The 22,781-nt window shown below is 65.3% G+C and carries 25 protein-coding genes; 16 read left to right on the top strand and 9 right to left on the bottom strand.

Annotated elements, in window-relative coordinates; genetic code table 11:
* Nucleotides 1-2 precede the first annotated feature (2 nt).
* Nucleotides 3-1,073 (top strand): peptidase C39 family protein, encoded by a 1,071-nt coding sequence (locus AC1DW9_RS24090; RefSeq protein ID WP_441508135.1) that lies wholly within the window; start codon nt 3-5, stop codon nt 1,071-1,073.
* Nucleotides 1,074-1,097: 24 nt separating this feature from the next.
* On the opposite strand, the gene AC1DW9_RS24085 is transcribed toward AC1DW9_RS24090, so the two are convergent.
* The 4 genes from AC1DW9_RS24085 to AC1DW9_RS24070 form a co-directional block, all read right to left on the bottom strand.
* Complete coding sequence (locus tag AC1DW9_RS24085; protein ID WP_476776862.1) at nt 1,098-1,973, bottom strand: DUF4118 domain-containing protein; 876 nt, start codon at nt 1,971-1,973, stop codon at nt 1,098-1,100.
* 81 nt (nt 1,974-2,054) lie between these two features.
* Nucleotides 2,055-2,225: a hypothetical protein gene (locus tag AC1DW9_RS24080; RefSeq protein WP_441508137.1), complete on the bottom strand. Its 171-nt coding sequence runs from the start codon at nt 2,223-2,225 to the stop codon at nt 2,055-2,057.
* A gap of 244 nt (nt 2,226-2,469) precedes the next feature.
* Nucleotides 2,470-3,390 carry a dihydrodipicolinate synthase family protein gene (locus AC1DW9_RS24075; protein WP_441492367.1) on the bottom strand — a complete coding sequence of 307 codons (921 nt, stop codon included), beginning with the start codon at nt 3,388-3,390 and terminating at the stop codon, nt 2,470-2,472.
* A gap of 613 nt (nt 3,391-4,003) precedes the next feature.
* The gene (locus tag AC1DW9_RS24070) at nt 4,004-4,762 is read right to left on the bottom strand and encodes an IclR family transcriptional regulator (protein ID WP_441508138.1); all 759 of its coding nucleotides are present in this window, start codon (nt 4,760-4,762) and stop codon (nt 4,004-4,006) included.
* A 107-nt stretch (nt 4,763-4,869) separates the two neighbouring features.
* Here AC1DW9_RS24070 and AC1DW9_RS24065 point away from each other — a divergent pair, with 107 nt between their 5' ends.
* From AC1DW9_RS24065 to AC1DW9_RS24045, 5 genes are all read left to right on the top strand, one after another.
* Nucleotides 4,870-5,841, top strand: a complete 972-nt coding sequence (locus AC1DW9_RS24065) for a succinylglutamate desuccinylase/aspartoacylase family protein (RefSeq protein ID WP_441508139.1) — start codon at nt 4,870-4,872, stop codon at nt 5,839-5,841.
* A gap of 68 nt (nt 5,842-5,909) precedes the next feature.
* Entirely contained in the window at nt 5,910-6,947 is a 1,038-nt protein-coding gene (locus AC1DW9_RS24060) for an extracellular solute-binding protein (RefSeq protein WP_441508140.1), read from the top strand.
* Nucleotides 6,944-7,813 carry an ABC transporter permease gene (locus tag AC1DW9_RS24055; RefSeq protein WP_441492362.1) on the top strand — a complete coding sequence of 290 codons (870 nt, stop codon included), beginning with the start codon at nt 6,944-6,946 and terminating at the stop codon, nt 7,811-7,813. The genes AC1DW9_RS24060 and AC1DW9_RS24055 overlap by 4 nt, the downstream gene beginning before the upstream one ends.
* Nucleotides 7,810-8,610: an ABC transporter permease gene (locus tag AC1DW9_RS24050; protein WP_441508141.1), complete on the top strand. Its 801-nt coding sequence runs from the start codon at nt 7,810-7,812 to the stop codon at nt 8,608-8,610. The genes AC1DW9_RS24055 and AC1DW9_RS24050 overlap by 4 nt, the downstream gene beginning before the upstream one ends.
* Before the next feature lie 2 nt (nt 8,611-8,612).
* Nucleotides 8,613-9,680, top strand: coding sequence for an ABC transporter ATP-binding protein (locus AC1DW9_RS24045; protein WP_476855198.1), 1,068 nt, complete (start codon nt 8,613-8,615; stop codon nt 9,678-9,680).
* A gap of 102 nt (nt 9,681-9,782) precedes the next feature.
* Here the strand turns inward: AC1DW9_RS24045 and AC1DW9_RS24040 are convergent, their stop codons facing one another.
* Nucleotides 9,783-10,136, bottom strand: a complete 354-nt coding sequence (locus tag AC1DW9_RS24040; protein WP_441492359.1) for a hypothetical protein — start codon at nt 10,134-10,136, stop codon at nt 9,783-9,785.
* 523 nt (nt 10,137-10,659) lie between these two features.
* Here AC1DW9_RS24040 and AC1DW9_RS24035 point away from each other — a divergent pair.
* The 3 genes from AC1DW9_RS24035 to AC1DW9_RS24025 all read left to right on the top strand — a co-directional run bounded on the left by AC1DW9_RS24035 (nt 10,660) and on the right by AC1DW9_RS24025 (nt 13,847).
* The gene (locus tag AC1DW9_RS24035) at nt 10,660-10,869 is read left to right on the top strand and encodes a cold-shock protein (RefSeq protein ID WP_113518820.1); all 210 of its coding nucleotides are present in this window, start codon (nt 10,660-10,662) and stop codon (nt 10,867-10,869) included.
* A 343-nt stretch (nt 10,870-11,212) separates the two neighbouring features.
* The gene (locus AC1DW9_RS24030) at nt 11,213-12,811 is read left to right on the top strand and encodes an alpha-amylase family glycosyl hydrolase (protein ID WP_441508143.1); all 1,599 of its coding nucleotides are present in this window, start codon (nt 11,213-11,215) and stop codon (nt 12,809-12,811) included.
* 94 nt (nt 12,812-12,905) lie between these two features.
* Entirely contained in the window at nt 12,906-13,847 is a 942-nt protein-coding gene (locus AC1DW9_RS24025) for a glycosyltransferase family 4 protein (protein WP_476776863.1), read from the top strand.
* Between the two features lie 218 nt (nt 13,848-14,065).
* Here AC1DW9_RS24025 and AC1DW9_RS24020 read toward each other — a convergent pair whose 3' ends face one another.
* Entirely contained in the window at nt 14,066-14,704 is a 639-nt protein-coding gene (locus tag AC1DW9_RS24020) for a CGNR zinc finger domain-containing protein (protein WP_441492356.1), read from the bottom strand.
* A gap of 88 nt (nt 14,705-14,792) precedes the next feature.
* Here AC1DW9_RS24020 and AC1DW9_RS24015 point away from each other — a divergent pair, with 88 nt between their 5' ends.
* The 4 genes from AC1DW9_RS24015 to AC1DW9_RS24000 all read left to right on the top strand — a co-directional run bounded on the left by AC1DW9_RS24015 (nt 14,793) and on the right by AC1DW9_RS24000 (nt 17,722).
* Nucleotides 14,793-15,515, top strand: coding sequence for an AzlC family ABC transporter permease (locus AC1DW9_RS24015; protein ID WP_441492355.1), 723 nt, complete (start codon nt 14,793-14,795; stop codon nt 15,513-15,515).
* Entirely contained in the window at nt 15,512-15,814 is a 303-nt protein-coding gene (locus AC1DW9_RS24010; protein ID WP_441508145.1) for an AzlD family protein, read from the top strand. The genes AC1DW9_RS24015 and AC1DW9_RS24010 overlap by 4 nt, the downstream gene beginning before the upstream one ends.
* Before the next feature lie 211 nt (nt 15,815-16,025).
* Nucleotides 16,026-17,033, top strand: a complete 1,008-nt coding sequence (locus AC1DW9_RS24005) for an SDR family NAD(P)-dependent oxidoreductase (protein ID WP_441508146.1) — start codon at nt 16,026-16,028, stop codon at nt 17,031-17,033.
* 62 nt (nt 17,034-17,095) lie between these two features.
* Nucleotides 17,096-17,722 (top strand): HAD family hydrolase, encoded by a 627-nt coding sequence (locus AC1DW9_RS24000; RefSeq protein ID WP_441492352.1) that lies wholly within the window; start codon nt 17,096-17,098, stop codon nt 17,720-17,722.
* Nucleotides 17,723-17,857: 135 nt separating this feature from the next.
* Here AC1DW9_RS24000 and AC1DW9_RS23995 read toward each other — a convergent pair whose 3' ends face one another.
* Nucleotides 17,858-18,304, bottom strand: a complete 447-nt coding sequence (locus AC1DW9_RS23995; protein ID WP_441508147.1) for a CBS domain-containing protein — start codon at nt 18,302-18,304, stop codon at nt 17,858-17,860.
* Nucleotides 18,305-18,654: 350 nt separating this feature from the next.
* On the opposite strand from AC1DW9_RS23995, the gene AC1DW9_RS23990 reads away from it, so the two are divergent.
* Nucleotides 18,655-18,987: a hypothetical protein gene (locus tag AC1DW9_RS23990; RefSeq protein WP_441508148.1), complete on the top strand. Its 333-nt coding sequence runs from the start codon at nt 18,655-18,657 to the stop codon at nt 18,985-18,987.
* On the opposite strand, the gene AC1DW9_RS23985 is transcribed toward AC1DW9_RS23990, so the two are convergent.
* Entirely contained in the window at nt 18,984-19,691 is a 708-nt protein-coding gene (locus AC1DW9_RS23985) for a hypothetical protein (RefSeq protein ID WP_441508149.1), read from the bottom strand. The genes AC1DW9_RS23990 and AC1DW9_RS23985 overlap by 4 nt on opposite strands.
* A 400-nt stretch (nt 19,692-20,091) precedes the next feature.
* Here AC1DW9_RS23985 and AC1DW9_RS23980 point away from each other — a divergent pair, with 400 nt between their 5' ends.
* Together AC1DW9_RS23980 and AC1DW9_RS23975 are read left to right on the top strand one after the other, a co-directional pair.
* Nucleotides 20,092-21,435, top strand: coding sequence for a DUF1214 domain-containing protein (locus AC1DW9_RS23980; RefSeq protein ID WP_441508150.1), 1,344 nt, complete (start codon nt 20,092-20,094; stop codon nt 21,433-21,435).
* A 180-nt stretch (nt 21,436-21,615) separates the two neighbouring features.
* Nucleotides 21,616-21,834 carry a hypothetical protein gene (locus AC1DW9_RS23975; protein ID WP_441508151.1) on the top strand — a complete coding sequence of 73 codons (219 nt, stop codon included), beginning with the start codon at nt 21,616-21,618 and terminating at the stop codon, nt 21,832-21,834.
* A gap of 43 nt (nt 21,835-21,877) precedes the next feature.
* Here AC1DW9_RS23975 and AC1DW9_RS23970 read toward each other — a convergent pair whose 3' ends face one another.
* Entirely contained in the window at nt 21,878-22,090 is a 213-nt protein-coding gene (locus tag AC1DW9_RS23970; RefSeq protein WP_441492347.1) for a hypothetical protein, read from the bottom strand.
* Between the last annotated feature and the right edge of the window lie 691 nt (nt 22,091-22,781).

Below are 22,781 nucleotides of genomic sequence, written 5' to 3'. Positions count from 1 at the left end.
CCATGCCAGCAATCGAGGTCACGCGCATTCCCGGCGGCCAGGACGCGCCGCACGGCTTGCCGGCGGAGGTCACCAGCCGCCTGGGCCCTCTTCTGTCCGCACCCGGGCAGCTCATTCTCGTCGCAAGACAAGGGTCCGTGATTGTCGGAGTTCTCGCCGGGCTTCGCCGCCGGACGACCGCGATGCTGCGCATCGTCAGGTTCTGGGTCGATCCAGCGGACGCGAATGGCGCCGGCGAGGAGATTGGCCGCGCGCTGGTCGCCGCGCTTGAACTGATCTCGCTCGAGGCCGATATCCTGACCTGGCGGATTGCCAGTGCGACCGGAGATGACGAGCTGCCGCCGGCCCTGCGGAGGCTGACCGGTATTGCGGCTGCCGAACAGGGCTCCGTCTACACCGAGCGCAAGCTGCGCAACGCGCAGCGGCCGCCGAAGCCGGTCGCACCGCTCTACCCGCAATCGACCGGCTTCACCTGCGGCCCCGCTTCACTTGCCATGGCCTTTGCTGGCCTCGAGCCCGCGGTCGTTCCCGATCGCCAGCTCGAAATCGCCCTGTGGCGCGAAGCCACGACGGTCATCGGGCTGACGGGTCCGGGCGGCTGCGACCCGTATGGGCTCGCACTGGCCGTTGCCGCGCGCGGCTATGCGCTCCGGCTGTTCACGAGCGCTTCGGAGCCGGTCCTGCTTGACCGCGGCAACACGGAGGCCAAGCGCGAGCTGATGACCTTCGTCCAGGCCGACTTCAAGAGCCGGGTGCTCGCCTCCGGCATCGATGTCGAACATCGCGCCTTCGAGAGCTGGGAGCTGCGCGACGCCATCGCCGAGGGTGCCATTGCCGTCGTTCTGATCGACCAGATGGAAACGCACGGCCGGACAGCGCCCCACTGGGTTGTCGTCCACGCCGTCCATGACGACCTGTTCCTGCTGAATGATCCCTGGATCGAGACGGACGCACTGGAAACGGAGGCCGACGTGCTCGACCTTCCCATCCATATCTCAGTCCTGGAGCGCATGGCCCGGTATGGCGAACCGAGCTACCGGGCAGCGCTGCTGATCGGACGGAGTTCCTCGTAGGCGTCCACAACGGCAGGGGAAGGCCTAGGATGCCCCCTGCCCGTCCGCGACGCTGTCCGACCCGGTCCGGAGATGCTGACGATCGAGGGCCAGGGCGAGAAGGCTTGCGATGATTTCGACAAGGGTGCCGGGCTGCGGCGGGCGCTCTTCGGGATCGAACGCCAGCCCGATGACGGCGCGGTTTCCCACTGACGTCATCACCGGCCAGAAATCGAAGCGCGAGCCATTGAAGGGGTAGACGTCGGCCACCGAAACCGCGCCGGTGGTCAGCGACGAGCGCGCCGCGTCGATGTCGACCTCGCGAGGCTCGATGGCGCCGCGTCTCTCGACGAAATCGCCCAGGGGCTCGGACATCAGCATCACGATGACCGGGACCTGAAACAGGGTTTCGAGCGCATTGGCGGTGCGGGAGAAGACCGCCCTGGGTTCGCCGGCCGCGACGATGTCCCGGCTGTAGGACCGCACGATCCCGGCCTGCCGCCGCGCCAGCACCGCATCGTCTGCCCTGCGGCGGGCGGTCGAGGCCACGGCGCTTGTGATCAGACCGACGACAAAGAGCAGCCCGATCGCCCAGATGCTGGCGGGCTCGTCGACGCGCAGCGTGAAACGCGGCTCGGTCAGGAAGAAATTATAGGACAGCGCCCCGAGGACAGCCGCGCAGAGCGAGGGTCCCAGCCCGAAGAAAACCGCCGCGATCACCACCGGGACGACAAAGACGAGCGACAGGTTCGGGATCGTCACCGCGTTGTCGAGCCCGACCGCCACCACGGTTGCGATGACGGTCATCGCGACCGCCAGGACATAGCGAACCACCATCGGAGCCTTGAAGAGCTGCAAGGCCGTCAGCGTATCGGGGTCCGGCAGAAGCTCGAACTCACCCGGAGACCGGAGGGTGCTCATGGCAATCTCCCTGATGCCGGTGGGCATGCCCACCATATGGTGCGCCAATCCTGCATCGGCAGCCGCGCTTCCGGCCTGCGCCTAGTGCGGTGCCGTAAAATTGATCCGGACCGCCAGGATGCAGGCCAAGAGCAGCAGCAGGACAAGGGACTGCAACAGGTCGCGCGCGATCCCGCCGAACGGCCGATGGCGGCGCGAGGCACGATAGACTGCTTCGCGTCGCCGCCTCAGGGATGCCTCATAGGTGACCATGTTCGCCTCCATCATGCGAAAAGCGGATGATCGGCCTTCTCCCCGTAAGCTCGCTATGCGAGCTCTCATCCAGCGGCATAAGGCAGGCGTAAGGGGCATCACCGGCACGGTGGTTCCTTCAGAGGCAGGGCTGGGTTCCGCGCCTAAAGCATCGGCCCGAAAAGTGGATTGCGGTTTTCGGGAAAGCCGATGCAAACACAAAGGGTTAGATCATCGGTCCGGAAGCGATTTCCGGTCCGATGATCTAGGCGGCGGAAAGCCGATGGACCGCGCGGCCGTTGATCGGCCGGGGCAGATCATCGAGCGCATAGGTCAGGTCCTCGACGAGCGACGCGGCCGCCGTGACAAGGGGCAGCCGACAGGCGGGGCTGATGCCGGGATGCTGGAGCGACAATGCCAGTTTGATGGCGACGGGGTCCGGCTCCCGGGCGGTGAGGCCGAGGAGCGGAACCAGGCGGCGCTGCAGGATCTGCGCCTGCTCGAAGGAGCCGATGCGGCAGGCCTCCCTGATCCGGCCCAGCAGCCGCGGCGCAAGATTGCCGATGCTGGTGATCGCACCGCAGCCGCCGGAGGCAAGATAGGCGGGGATGGTGTCGCCGGCACCGGTCAGGCGCATGAAATGCCGGCTGCAGCTGCGCATGATCCGGTCGCAGCGCGCGACGTCGCCGCGACGCTCGAGCACGCCCATGATGGTCGGCGTCGCCGCCAGTTCGGCCAGGGTTTCGGGCGCGAGCTCGACCGCGCAGCGCTCGGGATCATTGTCGATGATCAACGGCAAGGGGGTCGCGGCGGCAACCGACAGGATGTGCTGGACGAGACCGGCCTGGGTCGGCCTGTTGTAATAGGGCAGACGCAGCAGGATCGCATTGGCTCCCGCCGCGGTGGCGTTGCGGACATCGGCGATGCTCTGCGCCGTCGCGTTCGACCCGGCCGCCGCGATGATGGGATAGACCGGCCCCGCAGCGGCCCGCGCCAGCCTGAGCAAGCGCATGCGCTCCTCATCCGTCAGCGTCGAGCCTTCGCCGCTGGCAGAGCCGAGAACGATGCCGTCCGCGCCCTCCTGGATCTGCCAATCCACCAGTCGCAGGAAGGCTGGTTCGTCCAGGCTATTGCCGCTGAAGGGCGTCACCAACGGGGTGAACATCCCGCGAAGCCAGTGATCCATCGGAAACCTCACCCTGTCAGACCATCGATCGTGGCACGTCGCTGCGGGCCATCGTCCCGACAGGCTGTCCCGCTCGGGAGGACGGTCAGGCGCGACCACCGTCACAGTCTCGGCTGGTTCCGCATAAGGATTCGATGCGGATCGGCATGGGCCTCACGTAAGGGCGCCGCGTGCCCGGGAACGCCCGGCCGGGCTCGCATCGACAAGCCCAAACCCTGCTGACATGCCGGGCGCAGAACGGCCCGGCGGGTGGCTTATGGAGCGTTTATGGCGCGCTCTGCAGAAGCACATCGCAAGCAGAATGACGCGCAATATCTGTCAGGTACATCCCGTGAAGAGATGCGCACCGACAGAATGCGTGCCGTCATGAATGTTGCAGCGTACCCTCAAACTCCTGGCCCTGCTCCATTCCCTCGCCAAACGCTTCGACGCTCATCTCACGCGCGGCGTGGAGCGGCATGGCCGCTTCCTGGCGGGCCTGACGCCCCCAATCCGCCCCGCCATCGCGGTCGCGGTGCCTCGAAGCGCAGACCAGCCGCGCCCAATCCGGCCCGGACCATGCCCCCTCGCGCCCAGGGCGGGGCTCGCTGAAACGCCCCGCCGGCCGCTCCGGTCAGTCCCCCTGCAACCAGACCGGATCGCGCATGCGCAGGCCGATCGCCTGCGCATGCCTTGCGACGCTCAAAGCGATGCGGTCCTGGATCGCCGCATCGGCCGCAATCGTCGGAAACGACAGGCACAGGCCCATGATCTCGTTGCGGCCGGGATCGGCAATGGCTGCGCCGATCGAGGAGATGCCCGGCGTGATCAGGCTCGATGAGCGGGCGATCCGGTCCTTGCGGATGGCGGCGAACTCGGCCCTGACATCGTCGTCGCTCATGCTGGCGCGGATGCCGAGCTTGCCCTGGGCATCGAGCTGCGCCATCGCCTGCGCGTCATCGAGGCGAGCCAGGATCGCCCGTCCGATGATCGAATCGAAGGCTGGCTTGCGCTCGGCGACCGAGCCGGTGTGCTGCAGCGCATAGGTGCCCTGCTGCGCGACGAGCAGCACGCGCTCGTGACCCGCGACGATGCCGGCATGGCCGGTGAAGCCGAATTCGCGAACCAGATCGTCGATAGCGACCCGCACGAGATCGAGCAGGTTGTGCCGCGCGAGATAGAGCGCGGCCAGATCCAGCGCCTTTCCACCGACCACATAGCCCTGGTCACGCTCCTCGCGCTCCAGCAGGCCGGCCTCGGAGAGCGTCTTGAGCAGCCGCGAGACCGAGGCCTTCGGCATGTCGAGTTCGCGACAGACCTCGCCCACACGCAACACGGGTCGCTCCTCTCTGACGAGGGAGAGAATGCGCAGTCCATTTTCGAGCGAGCTCATTGCTGTTCCATTAGAGATAACAGTGTTGACATATATGGGACGACTCAGGATACATAACAACAGCGAGCACGTACTGCACAGCCGCGAACGAGAGAGCGGAGCCAATGATGATCGGGACAGCCAAACCGGCCAAGGGGGAGATCACCCGCGGCCATGTCGAGCTTGGCTCTTATCCGGATGGCGCGATCTACTCGCCGGTCCTGATCGCCGAAGGGCGCAAGGACGGCCCGACGCTCTGGCTCCAGGCCTGCATCCATGGCCCGGAAGTGGTTGGCCCGCTCGCGATCCAGCGCTTCCTGAAGACGGTGGACCTGAACGAGCTCTCCGGCCGGGTGGTCTGCCTGATGCTGGCCAATCCGCTCGGCTTCCGCGGCTACAACCGGCTCACCCCACAGGACGGCTACAACCTCAACCGCGTCTTCCCCGGCGATCCGCGCGGCCACCACACCTATCAGCTCGCCCACCGGCTGCTCGATCTGTCGCTGGCCCATTCCGACGCGATGCTGGACCTGCATTCGGGCGGCGATCTCACGATCACCTGCCATTACACGCTGTTCCACAATAACGGCACGCCCGAGGGCATCGAGTCCGAGCGGCTGGGACGCGCCTGCGGCGCGCCGAATGTCTGGAACTCGCTGGAAGAAGGCCTGTCGGGCTGCCATTTCACGCATTACACTAGGAGCGGCAAGCCCTCGCTCATCGTCGAGAGCGGCGGCGGCGCCCGCGTGACCGCCGAGGATCTCGATCGCCTCACCCTGGCGATCTTCAATGTCTGCAAGGCGCGCGGCATGCTGCCGGGCGCGCCGGTCCTGCCGGCGCAGTTCCGCCTCGGCGGCGACGCGATCCATCACAAGGCGATCAAGGGCGGCCTGTTCATTCCAAAGGTCGGGCCTGGCGACGACGTGGTGAAGGACCAGCATCTCGCCGATATCGTCGATCTCTTCGGAGATGTCGTCGAGGAGGTGCGCTGCCCGGTTGAGAAGGCCTGGGTCGGCTCGATCCGCCGCCCGCATATGCCGATCTACAATGGCGACCAGGTTTTCGAGCTGGTCGGGACCAAGGGATATGACGCGGCCTGAGCCTTGCACTTGAACTCGGTAATTCCAGACCGGGTTCGGATGCCCGGTCCAACAAACAGGGGATCGTGATGGGTACCAGCTCTCTTGACCGGCGCCAGCTTCTTGCAGCGCTCGCCGCCTCGACGGCATTGCCGTTTGCCTCGGGCCAGGCCCAGGCTCAAGCCTTCGCCGGCCGCAAGCTGGTGAGCTCCGGCTTCGGCGGCTCGACCATGGACATCATCCAGTCGGCCGTCTTCACCCCCTTCGACAAGGCGACCGGCGCCTCGTCGACGCAAGTGCCGATGCAGTCGGCGGCTGCGCTCGCCCGCATGAAGGCCGAGGCCGGCAACCCGCAGATCGACCTGTTCCAGTTCTCGGGCGGCCAGGAAGCCTTCGCCAAGAGCGAGGGCTTGAGCCAGCCGCTCTCGGGCGTCTCCCGGCTTGGACAGATCCCGGCGGGGCTGAAGGATCCGGACGGCCATTGGGTGACCTGGGCAGTGATCGCCGAAGGAATCGTCTACCGCAAGGACAAGATTCCCACTCCGCCAACGAGTTACAAGGACTTCCTGAAGCCGGAATACAAGGGTCACATCGCCTTTCCGGCGATCACCAACGGTTATGGTGTCGATTTCCTCGTCATGCTCGCCAAGGCCTTTGGCGGCAGCGAGGACAATATCGAGCCCGGCTTCGAGGCGATGAAGCAGATCAAGGGTGAGACGATCTTCAAGGCGGCTTCCGACCTGCCGACGCTGTTCGGCCAGGGCGATATCTGGATCATGCCCTACGACACCGGCAATACGTTCAAGCTGCAGCAGGCCGGCCTGCCGGTCGCCTTTGCGACGCCGAAGGAAGGCAGCCCGGCGGTCTTCATCACAGCCTGCGTCGCCAAGGGCGCCAAGAATGCCGACATCGCCAATGCCGCGATCGACGCGATGCTGAAGCCTGAGGCACAAATCGAAATCGCCCGCACGATGCGCTGGACCGCCTCGAACCCCGAGACCAAGCTCCCGGCCGATCTGACCGGCGAGGTTCCCTCGGTGGACAAGCTCGCGCAGCTCGACCGCGACAAGATCAACGCCAAGCGCGCCTCCTGGATCGAGCGCTGGAACCGGGAAATCGCACGGTGACCAAGGCAGCGACGCGCAGCAGCGGGCCGCGGTGGGCGCTCTTCGCGCCCGTCCTCCTGTTTGCTCCCTGCGCCTTCGTCTACGCGGTCTTCTTCATCTGGCCGCAGGCGTCGCTGCTGGCGATCAGCGCGAGCGACGCAACCGGCATCACGCTCGCGCATTATCAGCGCTTTGCCGGGGATTCCTATTACTGGGAAATCCTGGGGCGCACCCTCGGGCTCGGTGCGGCCGTGACCGCGATCACGCTGGTGCTCGGCGTGCCCACCGCCTATCTGCTCGCCCGCGCACAGTCGCGCTGGGCGGGCTTTCTCCTGCTGCTCACGACCTTCCCCCTGCTGGTCAGCGCCGTGGTGCGCTCCTTCGGCTGGATGGTGCTCTTCTTCCGCGACGGGCTCCTCAGCCACGGCCTGATGGCGCTTGGGCTCGCCGACCGGCCGGTGCAGACGATGTATACGATGTCCGGCGTCATCATCGCGCTGGCGCAGGTGCTGCTGCCCCTGATGATCCTGACGCTGCACGGCGTCTTCAAGTCGATCGACCGCGATCTGGAATATGCCGCGATGAGCCTCGGCGCCCGGCCAAGCGTCGCGCTCGGCCTCGTCACGCTGCGGCTTGCGAGCGGCGGCATCGTCGCCGGCTCGCTCCTGGTCTTCTCGCTGGCGATCAGCGCGTTTGCGACCCCGAGCCTGGTCGGCGGCGCGCGGGCCAATGTGATGGCGACGGCGATCTACGAACAGGCGATCGAGCTGCTCGACTGGCCCTTTGCCGCGGCGCTGGCGACCATCCTGCTGGTCACCGTGCTCGCGCTGTCCCTGGCCTATGGCGCCCTGCTCGAAGGCCGTGGCGAACGCGAGGCGGCGCGATGACGATCTCCTTCCGTTCACCGCTCGGCTTCGTGCTGCTGCTGCTGGCCGTACTCGCCTTCGTCTACCTGCTGCTGCCGATCCTCGTCGTCGTCGCCGCACCGCTCGGCGATACCGGCTACCTCGCCTTCCCGCCCCGGGGACTGACGTTCAAATGGTACGCCGCCGCGCTGCATGACACGCGCTATCTCTCGGCGCTCGCCGTCAGCCTGCGCATTGCGCTCGTCAGCGCGCTGATCGCCTGCACCATTGGCGTCGCGGCGGCCTATGCGCTGACCCGCTTCAGCTTTCCCGGCCGGCGGCTGCTCGAAGCCATCTTCCTCTCGCCGCTCATCCTGCCGACCCTGGTGCTCGCCGTCGGGCTCACGCTGTTCTTCACGCGCACCGGGCTTCTTGCCGGTTCCTGGAAGCTCGTTGCCGCGCATGTGATCGTCTGCACACCCTATGTGCTGCGCGTCTCGCTGCCGGTGCTGCGCCGCTTCGACCGCAGCCTCGAGGAGGCCGCGCGCAATCTCGGTGCCTCGCCGGTCGCCGCCTTCTTCCTGGTCGTTCTGCCGGTGGTCCGACCCGGCATCGTCGCCGGCACGGTTCTCGCCTTCATCACCTCCTTCGACGAGGTGGTGCTGGCGCTGTTCCTGGCGGAGCCCGGGGCTCCGACGCTGCCGGTTATGATCTACTCGGCGGTCCAGCTCGGCTTCGAGCCATCCGTTGCAGCGGTCTCTGGCCTGCTCGTCCTGGCGACGCTCGGCCTGATGATCCTCTATCACCTGCTGGGCACCTTCGGAGGCCGCCGGAACTGACCATGGACAYCCAGCTTCAAAACCTGCGCAAGACCTATGGCTCGGCGGTCGCCGTCGCCGACATGAGCGCAAAAATCCCGCAAGGCCGCATGCTCGCGCTGCTCGGCCCTTCCGGCTGCGGCAAGACGACGACGCTGCGGATGGTGGCGGGCTTCATCGCGCCGACATCCGGCTCGATCCGCGTCGGCGACAGCGACATCACGACCCTTCCGGCGCATAAGCGCGACACCGGCCTCGTGTTTCAGAACTACGCCCTGTTCCCGCATCTGAGCGCCGCCGAGAACATCGCCTTCGGATTGCGCCGACGCGGCGTGGCGCGCGCCGAGCGCGAACAGCGCGTCACCGCGATGCTGGGCAAGCTGAAGCTGTCGGGCCTCGCAGACAGGCTTCCACGCCAGCTTTCGGGCGGCCAGCAGCAGCGTGTGGCGGTCGCCCGCGCGCTCGTCATCAACCCGTCGATCCTGCTTCTCGACGAGCCCTTCTCCAATCTCGATGCCAAGCTGCGCGAGAGCACAGGCCTCGAAATGTCGCGTCTGCAGCGCGAGTTCGGGCTGACCTCGATCTTCGTGACGCATGACCAGACCGAAGCCATGAGCATCGCCGACACGATCGCGGTGATGAAGGACGGCCAGCTGCAGCAGATCGGCTCGGCCAGCGAGATCTACGAACGGCCGGCCAATCGCTTCGTCGCGGATTTCATCGGCAGGGCGAACTTCCTCGCCGGCCGGATCCTGCGCCGTGAGGGACAGGACGCCGTCGCGGAGCTTGCGGCCGGGCTGGAGATGCGCCTGCACGATCCCGGCGCCGCCGCGGTACCCGGTGCCCAGGGCGAAGCCCTTCTGCGGCCGGAGGCGATCGCGCTTGCCGATCACGCCTCCCCGGGCAGCCTCAAGGCCACCGTCGAGCAGATCTCCTATCAGGGCGCGATCGCCAATCTCCATGCCCGGCTCGGCGACGGCAGCGCGATCGTCGCCAGCGTTCCGCCTGAGGATGCCAGGGGATTGGAGCCCGGCAAGCCAATCGGCCTTATCCCGAAGCCGGCCGGGCTGATCTGGTTTCCGAAGGCCTGAAGGGACAATCCCCTATCGCGCGCGGCTGGGCATCGAAAGCCGCCCATCCGCGGACGAAGACAAGGGGCCACGCGCAAGCGGCCACCCGACGCCGGAGTGACCTCAGGTCTTGGTCAGCCCGAGAGCGATGGCGCAGGCTTTGGCGACATCGGAATCGGGTGACGAGCTACCCGGCATTGTCGCCCATCCCCCCTTCGCGATGAACTCGCCCTGCTGCCATGAGCCGATCTTCTTCAGCTCGACAAGTTGTTCGGTCGCGTTGGCCTGCTGCTGGAACCTGACCACGCAGATCGGCGAGAGGGCGGAGATCACCGCCGTGCTGGAACGCGCCGCGGCGTCGCGCTCCGCCCTACCCTGCGTGACCCAGCCGCCCCAGCTGAAGCCGATAATTGCAAGCGCGACAGCTCCACCGACGGCGCCCCAGGCGGCCGGCTTCAGTTCTGCTGGGATTTTCATGATTTTATCTTTCCTCATCGGAATAAAATTGTCCGATGACCAACAGTATCATCTTTTTCGATCACAGATTTTCTTTTCACCGCAGTGCCATTCTCTGCTGTTTTTTGAAATTTACATTGAGGCCTCGTCAACTCACGGGTCAGCCCGTGCTCCCCGTCAGCGAGCGCAGCGGCTCAAGCGGGCGCTCCGCCAACCCAGATCATCCTCAGGCGGACTCTCAGCTTTCCGGGCTTCCTCGGCAATTTCGGCATCATCGGCACCGATATTTCACGTCATGACGAACGGGCATCGCTGAACAGGGTCAATTCTTTCTCGAGCCAAGCACCTTGTTCTTTGATTTCTTCCGTAATGAAACTTGTTGTTTACTTTTTCGATAATTCGTTTACTGTCTGATTGTCGATAATTTTTTGGCTGTTTTCTCCGCGTGTTTATGCGCGCCTGACGAACCCCCTTCGAAAATCGTGGTGAACCCATCGGGCATTCGCTCGGTGGCCGACAAGTATTGCCAGAAGGAGAGTTCGTGATGAGCACCGGCACAGTAAAATGGTTCAATTCCACCAAGGGCTTCGGCTTCATTCAGCCAGATGACGGAAGCCAGGACGTCTTCGTCCATATCTCCGCCATCGAACGCGCTGGTATGCGCGAGATCGTCGAAGGCCAGAAGCTTGGCTATGAAGCGGTCCGCGACGCCAAATCCGGCAAGATGGCCGCCGAGCAGCTGCAAGCCGCGTAATCGCTATTCAGCTTCACCGATAGCCACGGATGTACTGGTGTCGGTCATGAGGTTGGAAGGAAGGGCCAGGTTCAACGCCTGGCCTTTTTCATATCCGCCGGTGGTATTGGCTTAGCGCCGATCGGGAGAAGCCGCTGTCCGAAAAAACCAGAGCCCGCACCCAGGCGGAAGCCGCATCCCTCAAGACGCAAACCCGATCCCTGTCACGCAACCGGATCAGCTCAGAGACTGAGGCCATCATTCAAGCCCGCGACGCCAACTCCGCCAGGTTCAAGGATCAGCGGCTGAACAAGGAAGCGCTCGACCGCGCCGCCGCTGCGGCCGCTCCTGGCATCCCGCTCCCATGACCGCGCCTTGGTGGCAGAGCGGCGTGATCTACCAGATCTATCCCCGCTCCTTTCAGGATGGGAATGGCGATGGCATGGGCGATCTCAGGGGTATCGGGCAACGGCTCGACTATCTCGCCGGCCTCGGGATCGACGCGATCTGGATTTCCCCGATCTATCCCTCGCCGATGGTCGATTTCGGGTATGACGTTGCCGATTACTGCGACATCGATCCGCGTTTCGGCGCGCTCGCCGATTTCGACGATCTGCTCGCCCAGGCCCATGCGCGCGGGATCAAGATCCTGCTCGATTTCGTCCCGAACCACACCTCCGACCGGCATCCCTGGTTCGTCGAGAGCCGCTCCTCGCACGATAATCCGAAACGCGACTGGTATCTCTGGCGCGATGCCGCTCCCGATGGCGGGCCGCCCAATAACTGGGTGAGCGATTTCGGCGGTTCGGCCTGGGAATGGGACGAAGCCACCGGCCAATATTACTACCACGCCTTCCTGAAGCAGCAGCCGGACCTCAACTGGCGCAGCCCCGCCGTCCAGGCTGCGATGTACGACGTGATGCGTTTCTGGTTCGACCGTGGCGTGGACGGTTTCCGTATCGACGTACTCTGGCACCTGATCAAGGCAGGGAGCTTCCCGGACAATCCGCCGAACCCGGCCTATCACCCCGCGCTCGCCGAGATGCACCGCGTGCTCCAGCTCCATTCGACCGACCAGGCGGAAGTCCATGTGATCGCTGCCGAGATGCGCGCGATTGCCGACGGGTACGGCGCGGCCGGGCGCGGTGAGCGCGTGCTGATCGGCGAGATCTATCTGCCGGTCGATCGCCTGATGCACTATTACGGACGTGAACGGCCGGAAATGCATCTGCCTTTCAACTTCCAACTGATCGAGGCCGTCTGGGAGGCGCGCGCGATGGCTGCGCTCATCGCCACTTACGAGGCGGCACTTCCGCCGGGCGGTTGGCCGAACTGGGTGCTTGGCAATCATGACAGGCCCCGCGTCGCCACCAGGCTTGGACAGGCTCAAGCCCGCGTCGCGGCGATGCTGCTTCTGACGCTGCGGGGCGCTCCGACGCTTTACTACGGGGACGAACTCGGTCTGAGCGATGTCCCAATCCCGCCCGAACAGCTGCACGACCCGCGCGGCCTGCGTGAACCCGGGCTCGGCCTGGGCCGCGATCCGGTGCGTACGCCGATGCCGTGGGATGGAAGCGCCCATGCGGGCTTCAGCACGGCCCAGTCCTGGTTGCCACTCAATGCGGACTGGCCGACGCGGAATGTCGCGCGGATGATGCCGGAGCCTGCCTCGATCCTCCGGCTCTATCACCAGCTGCTGGCACTCAGGCGCGACCATCCGGCCTTGGCGGTCGGCGCCTTCGCGCTGCTGGAATCCGACGGCGACGTCCTTGCCTATGAGCGGCGCGAGGGCGCTCAGCGGCTGATCATCGCGCTCAATCTCGGCGGACAGCCGCAGCGCCTGGCGTTACCCAGGGACACAACCGGTTGCCGTTTGCTGCTTTCGACGCTCGCCGCGGCGCCCCTCATCGAGAACGATGTGCTGCTGCTCCGGCCAGACGAAGGCGTCATCCTTGCCGCTTGATCCTGAACGAGGAAAGGCCGATCGCTTGCGCATCGCAATGCTGGCGCCGATATCCTGGCGGACGCCGCCCCGCCATTACGGTCCATGGGAACTGGTGACCAGCCTCCTGACTGAGGCCCTGGTGGAGCGCGGCGTCGATGTCACGCTTTTTGCCACCAGGGACAGCCTGACCTCCGGCACGCTCGCGGGTCTTTGCCCGGCGCCCTATTCCGAGAACCCTGCCATCGACGCCAAGGTCTGGGAGATGCTGCATGTTGCCCATGTCTTCGAGCGCGCAGGCGAGTTCGACCTCCTCCACAATCAGGCGGATTTCGTGCCGCTCGCATTCTCCAGACTGGTCGAGACGCCGGTCGTGACGACGATCCACGGCTTCTCGTCGGACCGCATCCTGCCCGTCTTCAAGACCTATGAGGATCGCGTCCATTATGTCGCGATCAGCGAGGCCGATCGCCATCGGGACCTGCGCTATGCTGCCGTGATTCATCATGGCATCCGGCTCGAGGACTTTCCCTTCGACCCTGATGGCAGCCAGGACCTGCTCTTCTTTGGTCGCATCCACCCCGATAAGGGCGCGGCGGAAGCGATCGCGACGGCGCGGCGGGCGGGTCGGCGGCTGGTCATGGCCGGCATCGTCCAGGATGAGGGCTACCACGCGGCGCAGGTGGTTCCCGCACTCGACGATCGTTCGGTCGTCTATCTCGGCCCGGTTGGCGGGGCGCTACGCACGAAAACCCTGGGCTCGGCGCGCGCGCTGCTTCACCTCATCAGTTTCGAGGAGCCTTTCGGATTATCCGTCGTCGAAGCGCTTGCCTGCGGCACGCCGGTCATCGCCTTCAACCGCGGCTCGATGCCGGAGTTGATCGAGCATGGCGTTACGGGCTTCCTGGTCGACAGCGTCGATGAAGCCGTCGCGGCTGTCGACCGTATCGGAGAGATCGATCGCGCAGCCTGCCGGGCGTCAGTCGCCGCGCGCTTCACGGTTGAGCGGATGGCCGACCGGTACTTGAGCTTGTACCGATCCCTCCTCGGCCACTGACGCCGGATGCGGCGGCGCCCGACAGGGCGACCGCGGTCGACGAGAGCGGGAATGGCAGCGCGCCTTCGCCTTTGAATGGCGCGCCGAATGGTCAGACCACTGCCGCGCTATCGCCCGAGCGCCGGCCTCAGTCCGACGATCCTGTCGGAATTCCAGGCCCGATGGCTTGAACGACGCGCCGGAAGGATCGGACTGACAAGCCCATCGTCCGTCGAGCCTCACCCGCGCGCCTTGCGGCGCGCGTAGTGGGCGCGCGCCTTCGCGCGGTTGCCGCAGCCCTCCATCGAGCACCATTGGCGTGACTGGTTGCGCGTTTCGTCCAGGAAGACCCAGCCGCAGCTCGGATCGGCGCAGCGGCGCAGATGATATCGCCTGCGCGACGCCGCCAGTTCCAGCACCGAGACCGCGACCGGCAGCAGCGGCAGCCGCAGATCCGGCGGTGATCCGCTGGGGTGCCAGTGATGGATGCGGGCGGCACCAGTGTCGACGAGCTGCCCCACGCGTTCGATGTCGCGCAGCAACGCTTCGACCTCGACAAGTCGCGCCAGGCCGGCATGCGCCGGATCGAGGGCCTGTTCGATCTCTCCCCGCAATCGCAGCGCCAAACCGTGGACCTGCTCTGCTGCCCGGACTTTCGCCTCGGCCTCATCCAAAAGCAGCGCGGCGGAGCGCGTGTCGATGAGTTCCAGCCCGGTGGCCCAATGCACCAGTTCGGCATAGTCGTGCAGCCGCTCTGCGCTTCGCGCCGGGTCGCCCCGCCAGGCCGTCGTGTTGATGAAGTCGAGACAAAGCGCTCCCCCCAACGCTAGCGGGGGATGGGTCGCATAGGAGCGCGGGTCGGTGGCCGGCTGGATCAAACCAGATTTCCCTTCTTGCCGGACGTACTTGACAGCTGCGATGGCTGCTCGACAATACTAACCTTGTAAAAGGTTAGAAAGAGTTGACATGGCATCGGGTGCGCGATCGCCTTTCACCCTCTCCGGCTTCAAGCACGGCTTCGTCCGCGCCCAGGCATTGGCTCCCGGCGTGCTCCTCTACGGCGTCGTGTTCGGCATCCTGGCAACGGAGGCACGGCTTTCCGCGCTCGAATCCGTCCTGACCAGCATCTTCATCTATTCCGGTTCGGCGCAGATGGCGGCTCTTCAGGTCTGGCGGGACGGGGCGCAGCTGCTGCCATTATTCGCCGCTATCGTGCTGATGAACGCGCGCTACGTGCTCTATGGCGCGGCACTGCGCCCCTGGCTCGCGGGAGCGCCGCCGCTCGCAAGCTACGGAACCCTGTTCTTCCTCGGCGATGGCAACTGGGCGCTGGCGATGGCCGAGCGGGAACACGGTCAGGACGATGCGGCCTTCGTGCTGGGTTCGGGGATCGCGATGTTCGCGCCCTGGATTTTCGGCACCTTGATCGGCCGCCTCAGCGGCGGCCTGATCGGCGACCCGGCGCGCTACGGCCTGGACTTCATGCTGATCGCCTTTTCAGCAGCGCTCCTCATCGGGATGTGGAAGGGCAAGGCCGATCTCGGACCGGTGCTCGCTGCCGGCCTTGCGGCTGTGATGCTCGCTCCCTTCGTCTCCAGCGGCTGGATCATCGTCGCCGGCGGACTTGCCGCAGCCGCAGCCGGCGCCCTGCTCTTCCGCAATCCGGCCCCGAGCGAGGCCCTGCCGTGAGCCTCGACCAGCGCTTCGCGATCGCGCTCGTGGTGATGGCGACGGCCTCCTATCTCTGCCGCGCCGGCGGGTTCTTCTTCATGCGCTTCGTTGCTTTGACGCCCAGGCGCGAAGCGGCGCTGCGAGCCCTCCCCATCGGCGTCATGACGGGCATCATGGCGCCGGTCGTACTCCAGGGACGCGTCCCGGAATGCGCAGGTCTCGCCGCGGCCATCCTGGTCATGAAAGCGAGCGGCAGCGACCTTGCGGCAGCGCTCGCCGGGGTCGCCGTCGTCGCGCTGCTGAGACAAAGCCTCTAGTAGAAGTTGCGTCCATGCCGGTACAGCCTCGCCTTTCCCAGGTCGCGCTGCGTCGGATACAATCGTCGATCTGAGCAAAAGCCTGTTCCCGCTGCGGGAGGTCGCTGCCCATGGTCATGTCGCCGCCCCCGGCAGTCCCGAGGCGGCCGCCGTTCGTCCCGACGCATTGCCACTGTCCGCCGTGCCGCCCAGAACCGGAAGGGACCGATCGATGGAACGCCGAGATCTGCTGAAGGCCATCGCGCTCGCCTCCTCCGCCGGCGCAGCCGGCGGGCTCTCGCTTGCCGCGGAAGCCCAGGCCCAGACGGGCAAGCGCGGCATCGGTACCAGGGACGTCGCGCCGCTCAGCCCGGATTACTTCATCCCCGAGCGCTTCAAGGGCAAGACGCTCATCGTCACCGGCTGCGCGCGCGGCATGGGCGCGCTCGCGGCCCAGCGTGCCGCCCGCGAGGGCGCCAATGTCGTCGGTGCCGACTGGTTGCAGGAACAGGGCTCCGAACACATGAACGCCATCGCGAAGGCAGGCGGAAAGGCGGAGTTCGTCTTCGGCGATATCTCCGACACCGAGACCTGCGAGCAGATGGTGAAGGTCGCGGTCGCTCGCTTCGGCCGGCTCGATTACGCCATCAACAATGCCGGCGTCATGGACGGCGTCTATTCCGGCGCGCCGATCGAATACGAGCGGCAAAAACACCTGCTCTTCGCGCCGATCCATGAGGCCACGGACGCCTACTGGGACAATGTCTTGCGCACCAATGCGACCGGCGTGTTCAAGTCGATGCGCGCCGAGCTCAAGCAGATGGTGAAACAGAATCTCGGCGGCGCCATCGTCAATGTCGGCTCGGTCACCGGGCTAACCGGGTTCGGCGGAAATCCGGCCTATGTCGCCAGCAAGCACGCGGTGACCGGCCTCACCCGCTCGGCCGCGATCGACTATGCCGCCTATGGGATCCGCATCAACTCGGTGAACATGGCCCAGACCGCAACCCCGATGGTCGAGCGCGCGCTGGAGCTCGTGACCAGGAAGCTGCAGGACACAGGCGGCGGCCCGAGCATGAGCATGCTGAAGGCCGACAGCCTGCTGCAGGCGGCCGATTCCCATAAGCGCGACGCGACGCCGGCGGAACAGGTCGCGATCATGCTCTTCCTGCTCTCGGACGAAGCCTCAAACCTCACCGGCGGCACCTACGCGACCGATGGCGGCTGGACGGCGTATTAGAGTGGTGGCGACGCCGCACGCTGCTCCCGCCAGGGGCGATTCCGGCTCTTCTCACGAGCAGGATGCCCGCCTATCCTGACGCGATGCGCTTCAAGGCGGTGATGGTCGATGTCGACGGCGTGCTGATCGTACATCCCGATCCAAGGGGATGGGCGGCTCATCTCGAACGTGATCTCGGTCTCTCCAGGGAGACCTTGCAGGCGGAGTTCTTCGCCCCGCATTGGCCCGACATCATCCATGGCCGTGCTGATCTCCATGCGCGACTTGAGCCCGCATTGGCGAAAATGGGCGCGACAGTGAATGCGGGCACCCTCGTCCGATATTGGTTCGAACAGGATTCCCACGTCGATCGGGACCTGCTGGGACAATTGGCGGAGCTGCGAGCGCACGGCCTGGAATTGCATCTCGCGACAGTCCAGGAGCATGAGCGCGCACGATATCTCTGGCACACGCTCGGCTTCGAGCGCCATTTCGACGCCATCCACTATGCGGCGGCGCTGGGCTGGGCGAAGCCCGCTCAGGGCTTCTTCGCCGCCATCGAGGCGCGAACAGGTTTTGAGCCGCACGAGCTGTTCCTGATCGACGACGCCCCGGCGAATGTTGAGGCCGCAATCGCGCGGGGCTGGAGCGCGGCTCTGTGGACTGGGCAAAGCCGGCTTGCCGACCTGCTGATGGAGTCCGGTTCTTAGGTTGGCATGGGCGTCGAACCGGCAACGCCAGGATGCTGGCCCTGCCATCCCGGCGTCTCCGGGCCAGGAAGCGGAGCTTTGCAACCCCAGCCTCTCGGCCCAGTCCCGGATGAAAAGCCGTCCGGGCTTGGACAGCTAGTGGGCCATGGGTTCGGAAGCGTGCCGCGATGCGTCGCGGGCAACAAGCCGTGTGACCTCGCCGAACAAATCCTTCGGCGCTCTCAGCGCCAAATCGGACAGAGAGAGAATGCCAGTCATCCGCTTCTGCGTGTTCATCACCGGCATGTGATGGATCTCCTTGTCCGTCATGCGGCGCGTCGCATCCCTGATGTCATCGTCCTCGAAGCACCAGGTGATACCCGCCGTCATGACCTTTCTCGCTTTTGTCGTGTTGGGATCGGCCCCTTCGGCGCAGCCACGGCAGGCAAGGTCTCTATCCGTGATCATTCCGATGAGACGATCATTTTCTCCCACGGGGAGGCATCCGATATCCGCGTCGCGCATCTTGCGCGCGACCTCGGTCAGCGAGATGTCCGGAGAGATCCATTCCGCATGCGCGGTCATAGCGTCACGAACGAGCATGGCTACCTCCTGCTCTGCGCGGTTTCAGATCCGAGGCATGTCACTCGCCGTGGGATTGCCTGGTGGTCTCCCTGTCGCGCCGGAATGCGCTGCGACCAGCCGAATACGCTTGCGGGAATACTGCTTCGCGCGCCGAAAGCATGGTCTGGGAGAGGGCTTTGGCGAAGACCCGCCCCAGAGAGCGGCATGCCCGTGGATGATACCGGATCATCGCGGGGCCGGCCAGCATCCTGTGCTGGTTGGCCGGAGTTCAGGCGCCGCGCAGCCGCTTAAGTGGTGTTCAAACGCGCGCATAGCGCCTCCTGCTGGGCTATGATGCAGATGATGGGTCCGACCAGCAGGAGCGGAGCATGATCCACGCGACGTGCCACACAGCCGATGAGGCGATGCGGGCGGAGTTCGACGCCACCCCCTGGTTCGAGGAGGCCGATCCGGCCAGCATTGCGCTTCTCGCCAAACGGGGCTGGTCGACGCCCTGGATCGCCGACGCCCTCGAGGGCCGGCCCGGATATGAAACGCTCCGCGAGCTGATCCGCTATGCCCGAGACCGGCTGGAGATCGAGTCGCGAGAGGACCCGTCCTGGCCGACCTTCGAGTGCCGCGTCGATGGCGCCGAGGCGACCGCATGGCTCGACCGGCACCGATCCGATATCGCTGCGGACGTTCGCCGCGCCGCTTCCTAGATTGGCATTGGCGTCCGCCGCCGAGATCTGGCGCGACGGTCCATCATCGCAAACGGAGCTTCATTCCGGGTTTGGCGCGGCCCGGTCGCGCCAACTGAGCCGCGCCAGCTCAAGCTCACGAAGACGAGCAGGACAACGACCACAATCCTGAGAGAGACGGAATTCAGCAGGAACGCAAAATTGAACGGCGCTATATACTCCCCATTGAAAATAACAGTCCATCTTATGGCCCTCTCACCAAAGTTGATGAACTGATCGTTGCTCAATGACCATACGATCCACCAGATCGTAAATACAGCACAAGCCGCACTTCCGATCGCTATCTCCAGACGGTTGCTGTTGCCTGGGCGCAGCACATCTCCGGACAAGATCCCGGATTGCGCGACCAGAAGGACTGCGAGCACGGCCGTGGCGGCGAACGCAACAAGGCCGGCCGTCGTGAGGTCGGTGTGCAAGGCTGCGAAACACTCCGAAGACAACCGTCGCAAGGTCTGCACATCGCGCCACGCTGCGGGGAAATAAGCCTCCAACCAGCTTTCGCTCGTCGCACGATCCCATGGCAAACCGAGGCCGCAGCGCTGCTGCTCAAATGCTCGCCGCGCCTTGATTCCAAAGACGCTCGTGAACACAAACGAGACGAGGATCGGGATAGCCAAAGCCCATCCAAAGCGGGCCCTTGCCTTACTCTTGGTCGTCTCGCGCATGAAGCAGTGCTGCCATAAGCGGAACCCGGCGCCAAGAGCTCTGGGCATCGCGCTTTCCGCTGTGCGTCAGCCGATGACCAGGTTGGCGTCGAGAGCCTCCTTCCCTGAGTCCCAGGAGCACTGACCCTGCCCTGCACTGCCGATGCGATTGCCCTGCGTGTTGCCGGCTTGACCGCAACTCGCGATTGCAGGACGGTCGGATCGACCGATGGTGATCGGGCCGGCGGAGTTGCATTTTTGAGACCTGCACTTTTGCCGCACGTTTGTGGCGCCCTTACCTTTCCGGCTCCGTCCGCGATCCCCTCGATCCTCCGTCCTGTCACCGTCGCTGCCGGCCCCGTGCCGATCGTTTGGCGCGATGGACGGCCTGAGTGATCACGAAGCCTCGAAGGGCGCGCCAATGACCCTGCACCGCAGACATGTGGCGACGCTGCTCGCCTTCCTGGCGTTCAGCCCCCTGCTGAACGGGCCGGGCCTCGCGCAAGCCCCGGCGCGCACGGCGGAGCCGGACGAGAAGACGATCGCGGACGCCTATGTCTATCTGCTCGGCCGGGCCTTCGTGATCCGGCAGGAACATCTCGACCGGAAGGGGCCGGGCTTCGCCTATAACGCGATCAAGTATAACCCGCTGGGCTCCGCCGATTTCGTCAATCCCAATTTCGACGTCGCCTATCTCGAGGCCTGGTTCGCCGTCGACGACAAGACGCCCGTCCTGCTCGAGGTGCCCGAGGTCAAGGGACGCTACTACACCGCCGAGATTCTCGATGAATGGGGCGAGGTGATCGTCAACATCAACGAGCGCTCCTTCCCCTCAAAACCCTTCGGCACGTTTGCGCTGGTCAAACCCGGCTCGACGGCGAAGATTCCGGCCGGTGCGGGGCGCATCGAGCTGCATTCCGGCAAGGCCAAGATGCTGGCGCGGGTCGAGCTCAAGGGCGATCCCGAAGGGGCCGTGAAGCTTCAGCGCCAGTTCAAGGTCAGGTCCCTCGGCAAGCCGGTGATCCAGCCGCCGCCGGCCATGCCCCTGTTCGAGAACAAGGACCTGATCGGCGTCGAGATCTTCGACAATGTCGATGCCAGGCTCGCAAGCGCGCTCGATGTCGCGCCGAACGCCGCCGAGATGCAGCAGAAGGTCCGGGTCGTCGCAGCCTATGCCGCATCCGGCAAGGAGGCGCGCGCCGCCATCGACACGCAGCTGCGCAAGGTCATTCCCGCCTTCCAGGAATACGCCCTGACCAGGAGCGCGCCCTATAGCAATCACTGGATCGGCGCCGGCCAGGCGGGCAATTACGGCAAGGATTTCTGGCTGCGTACCTCGGTCAATTTTGCCGGCATCTGGGCCAACACACCAGATGAAGCGGTCTACCTGATCGCCACCCGCGATGCCGACGAGAAGCCGCTCAACGGCAGCAACAGTTATGTCATGCACTTCCCCGCCGACAAGCTTCCGCAATCCGTGGTCGATGCCTATTGGTCGGTGATCCTGGTCGGCGTGCCGGATTACCGCGTGGTGGCAAACCCGCTCAATCGCTTCAACTTCAACACCAATTCAAGCCTAGCGAAGGAGCCAGACGGTTCGCTGAAGATCGGGATCGGCCCCAAGCCCGTCGCCGGTGTTCCGGACTCGAACTGGCTTCCGGCCCCCGACAGCAAGCCGTTCTCGCTGACCTTCCGAACCTATGTCCCGAAGGACGTGGTGAAGCGCGGCGCGTGGCAGCCGGCACCGGTCACCAAGGTCGATTGAGCGCTCCCGCGCCGCGAGAGGCGCGCCGGGTCAGGTCCCGACCGTCGCGCCATGCATTCTCCGTTCGGCGCGGCCCGGCATCGAGAGCGTTCCTTGCCGGGCAATCGCTCAAATGCGAGCGGTCCCATTTACAAAACGCTCGTCCTTTGGCGCGACCCTCTCGCTGCAAGGGAGGCGGCCATGAGCACCAATTACCCACTGGCCCGGGCCTATCTGATCAACGCCTTCCTGACGCTGGACGGGGACAACCCCGAGGATGACCGACTTCGGCGCGCCGTCGAGTTGCTCCTCGAAGCGGTTGCCCGCGCTCAACGCAGCAGCACGCACTCCAACGTCGTGCGCTTTCCAGGTGCAGAGCCTGTCGTCGCTGGCGGCCCGCCGCCACGACCGGCGTCGTAAGGCAGCGGGCGAAACGCGGGCTTGAGCCTGCGACGCCCCGATCTCAGCCGCTGCGGCCCGCCTTGGCCTCGGGGGCCGTTGCGGACTGGTTGCCGGTCGCGCGATCGAGGCACTCGGCCATCTCCGAAGTGCCCCATTTGTGCTTGGAACACTGCGCCGTCCCCTGTGTCAGGTCGCGGGCGACGCCCCGGGGTTGCGGGGAGCCGCTGCAGCCCAGCAGTGAAAGAGCGACAAGGGCGAGCATCATCGATCGCATCTGGTTCCTCCATTGAACGCGCCAGACCGGATCACGCCGGTTGGGCAAGAATGTGAGGAAGGCGCAAGACGGGTCAATCGGCGGGGGATATTGGCCAATGGCGGCCCTCGCGGCATCAGCGCTGCGTCGATTGGCCTTTCTGACATGAACCCGGCGGATGTTCGCGACGGCAAACGGCGGGCGCCCAGACCATTTTCCGGCTGAGTTTCGTCAATGGACGACGCCGATTCGACCGGCCTGATGGCGGACTGCAGGTGACTGGTGCTGAGCCATGGGCGCGGGTTAGGCCCTAGTACGCCAAGTGGTATTCTGATGCCGCGCAGACGCCCGGCCGTCACTCAACCGGCCCGCATGCGCGGAGCGAGTGCGTTCGGCGGCGGGGCGGTCATTGCCTATCTCGCCGACCTGCATATTAATGGGTATCTTCTTGACAATGCCGGCCACCAATCTGGCGGCTCTCGACAAGTATTCACTGGCTGACGCGGTCCGGATTTCGACCTTCCGGTCCCTCTCTCGAGCACCGCGAGCCGCGCTGTGTGATGACCGGGGGGAGAGCGAATGGTTGCCGGGCTGACTGTCGCAGAACGCCAGAGTGCCATCACGATATCAGCGCTTGTCGCCTTCTGCGGGCTCGTGATGGCGATCGCCGGGCACGACGACCTCATGGGGGTTCATGGCGTCATCGTCCTTC

Source organism: Allobosea sp. P4_E12 (genome assembly GCF_056401655.1).
This window is presented reverse-complemented; position numbering and strand designations above follow the sequence as displayed.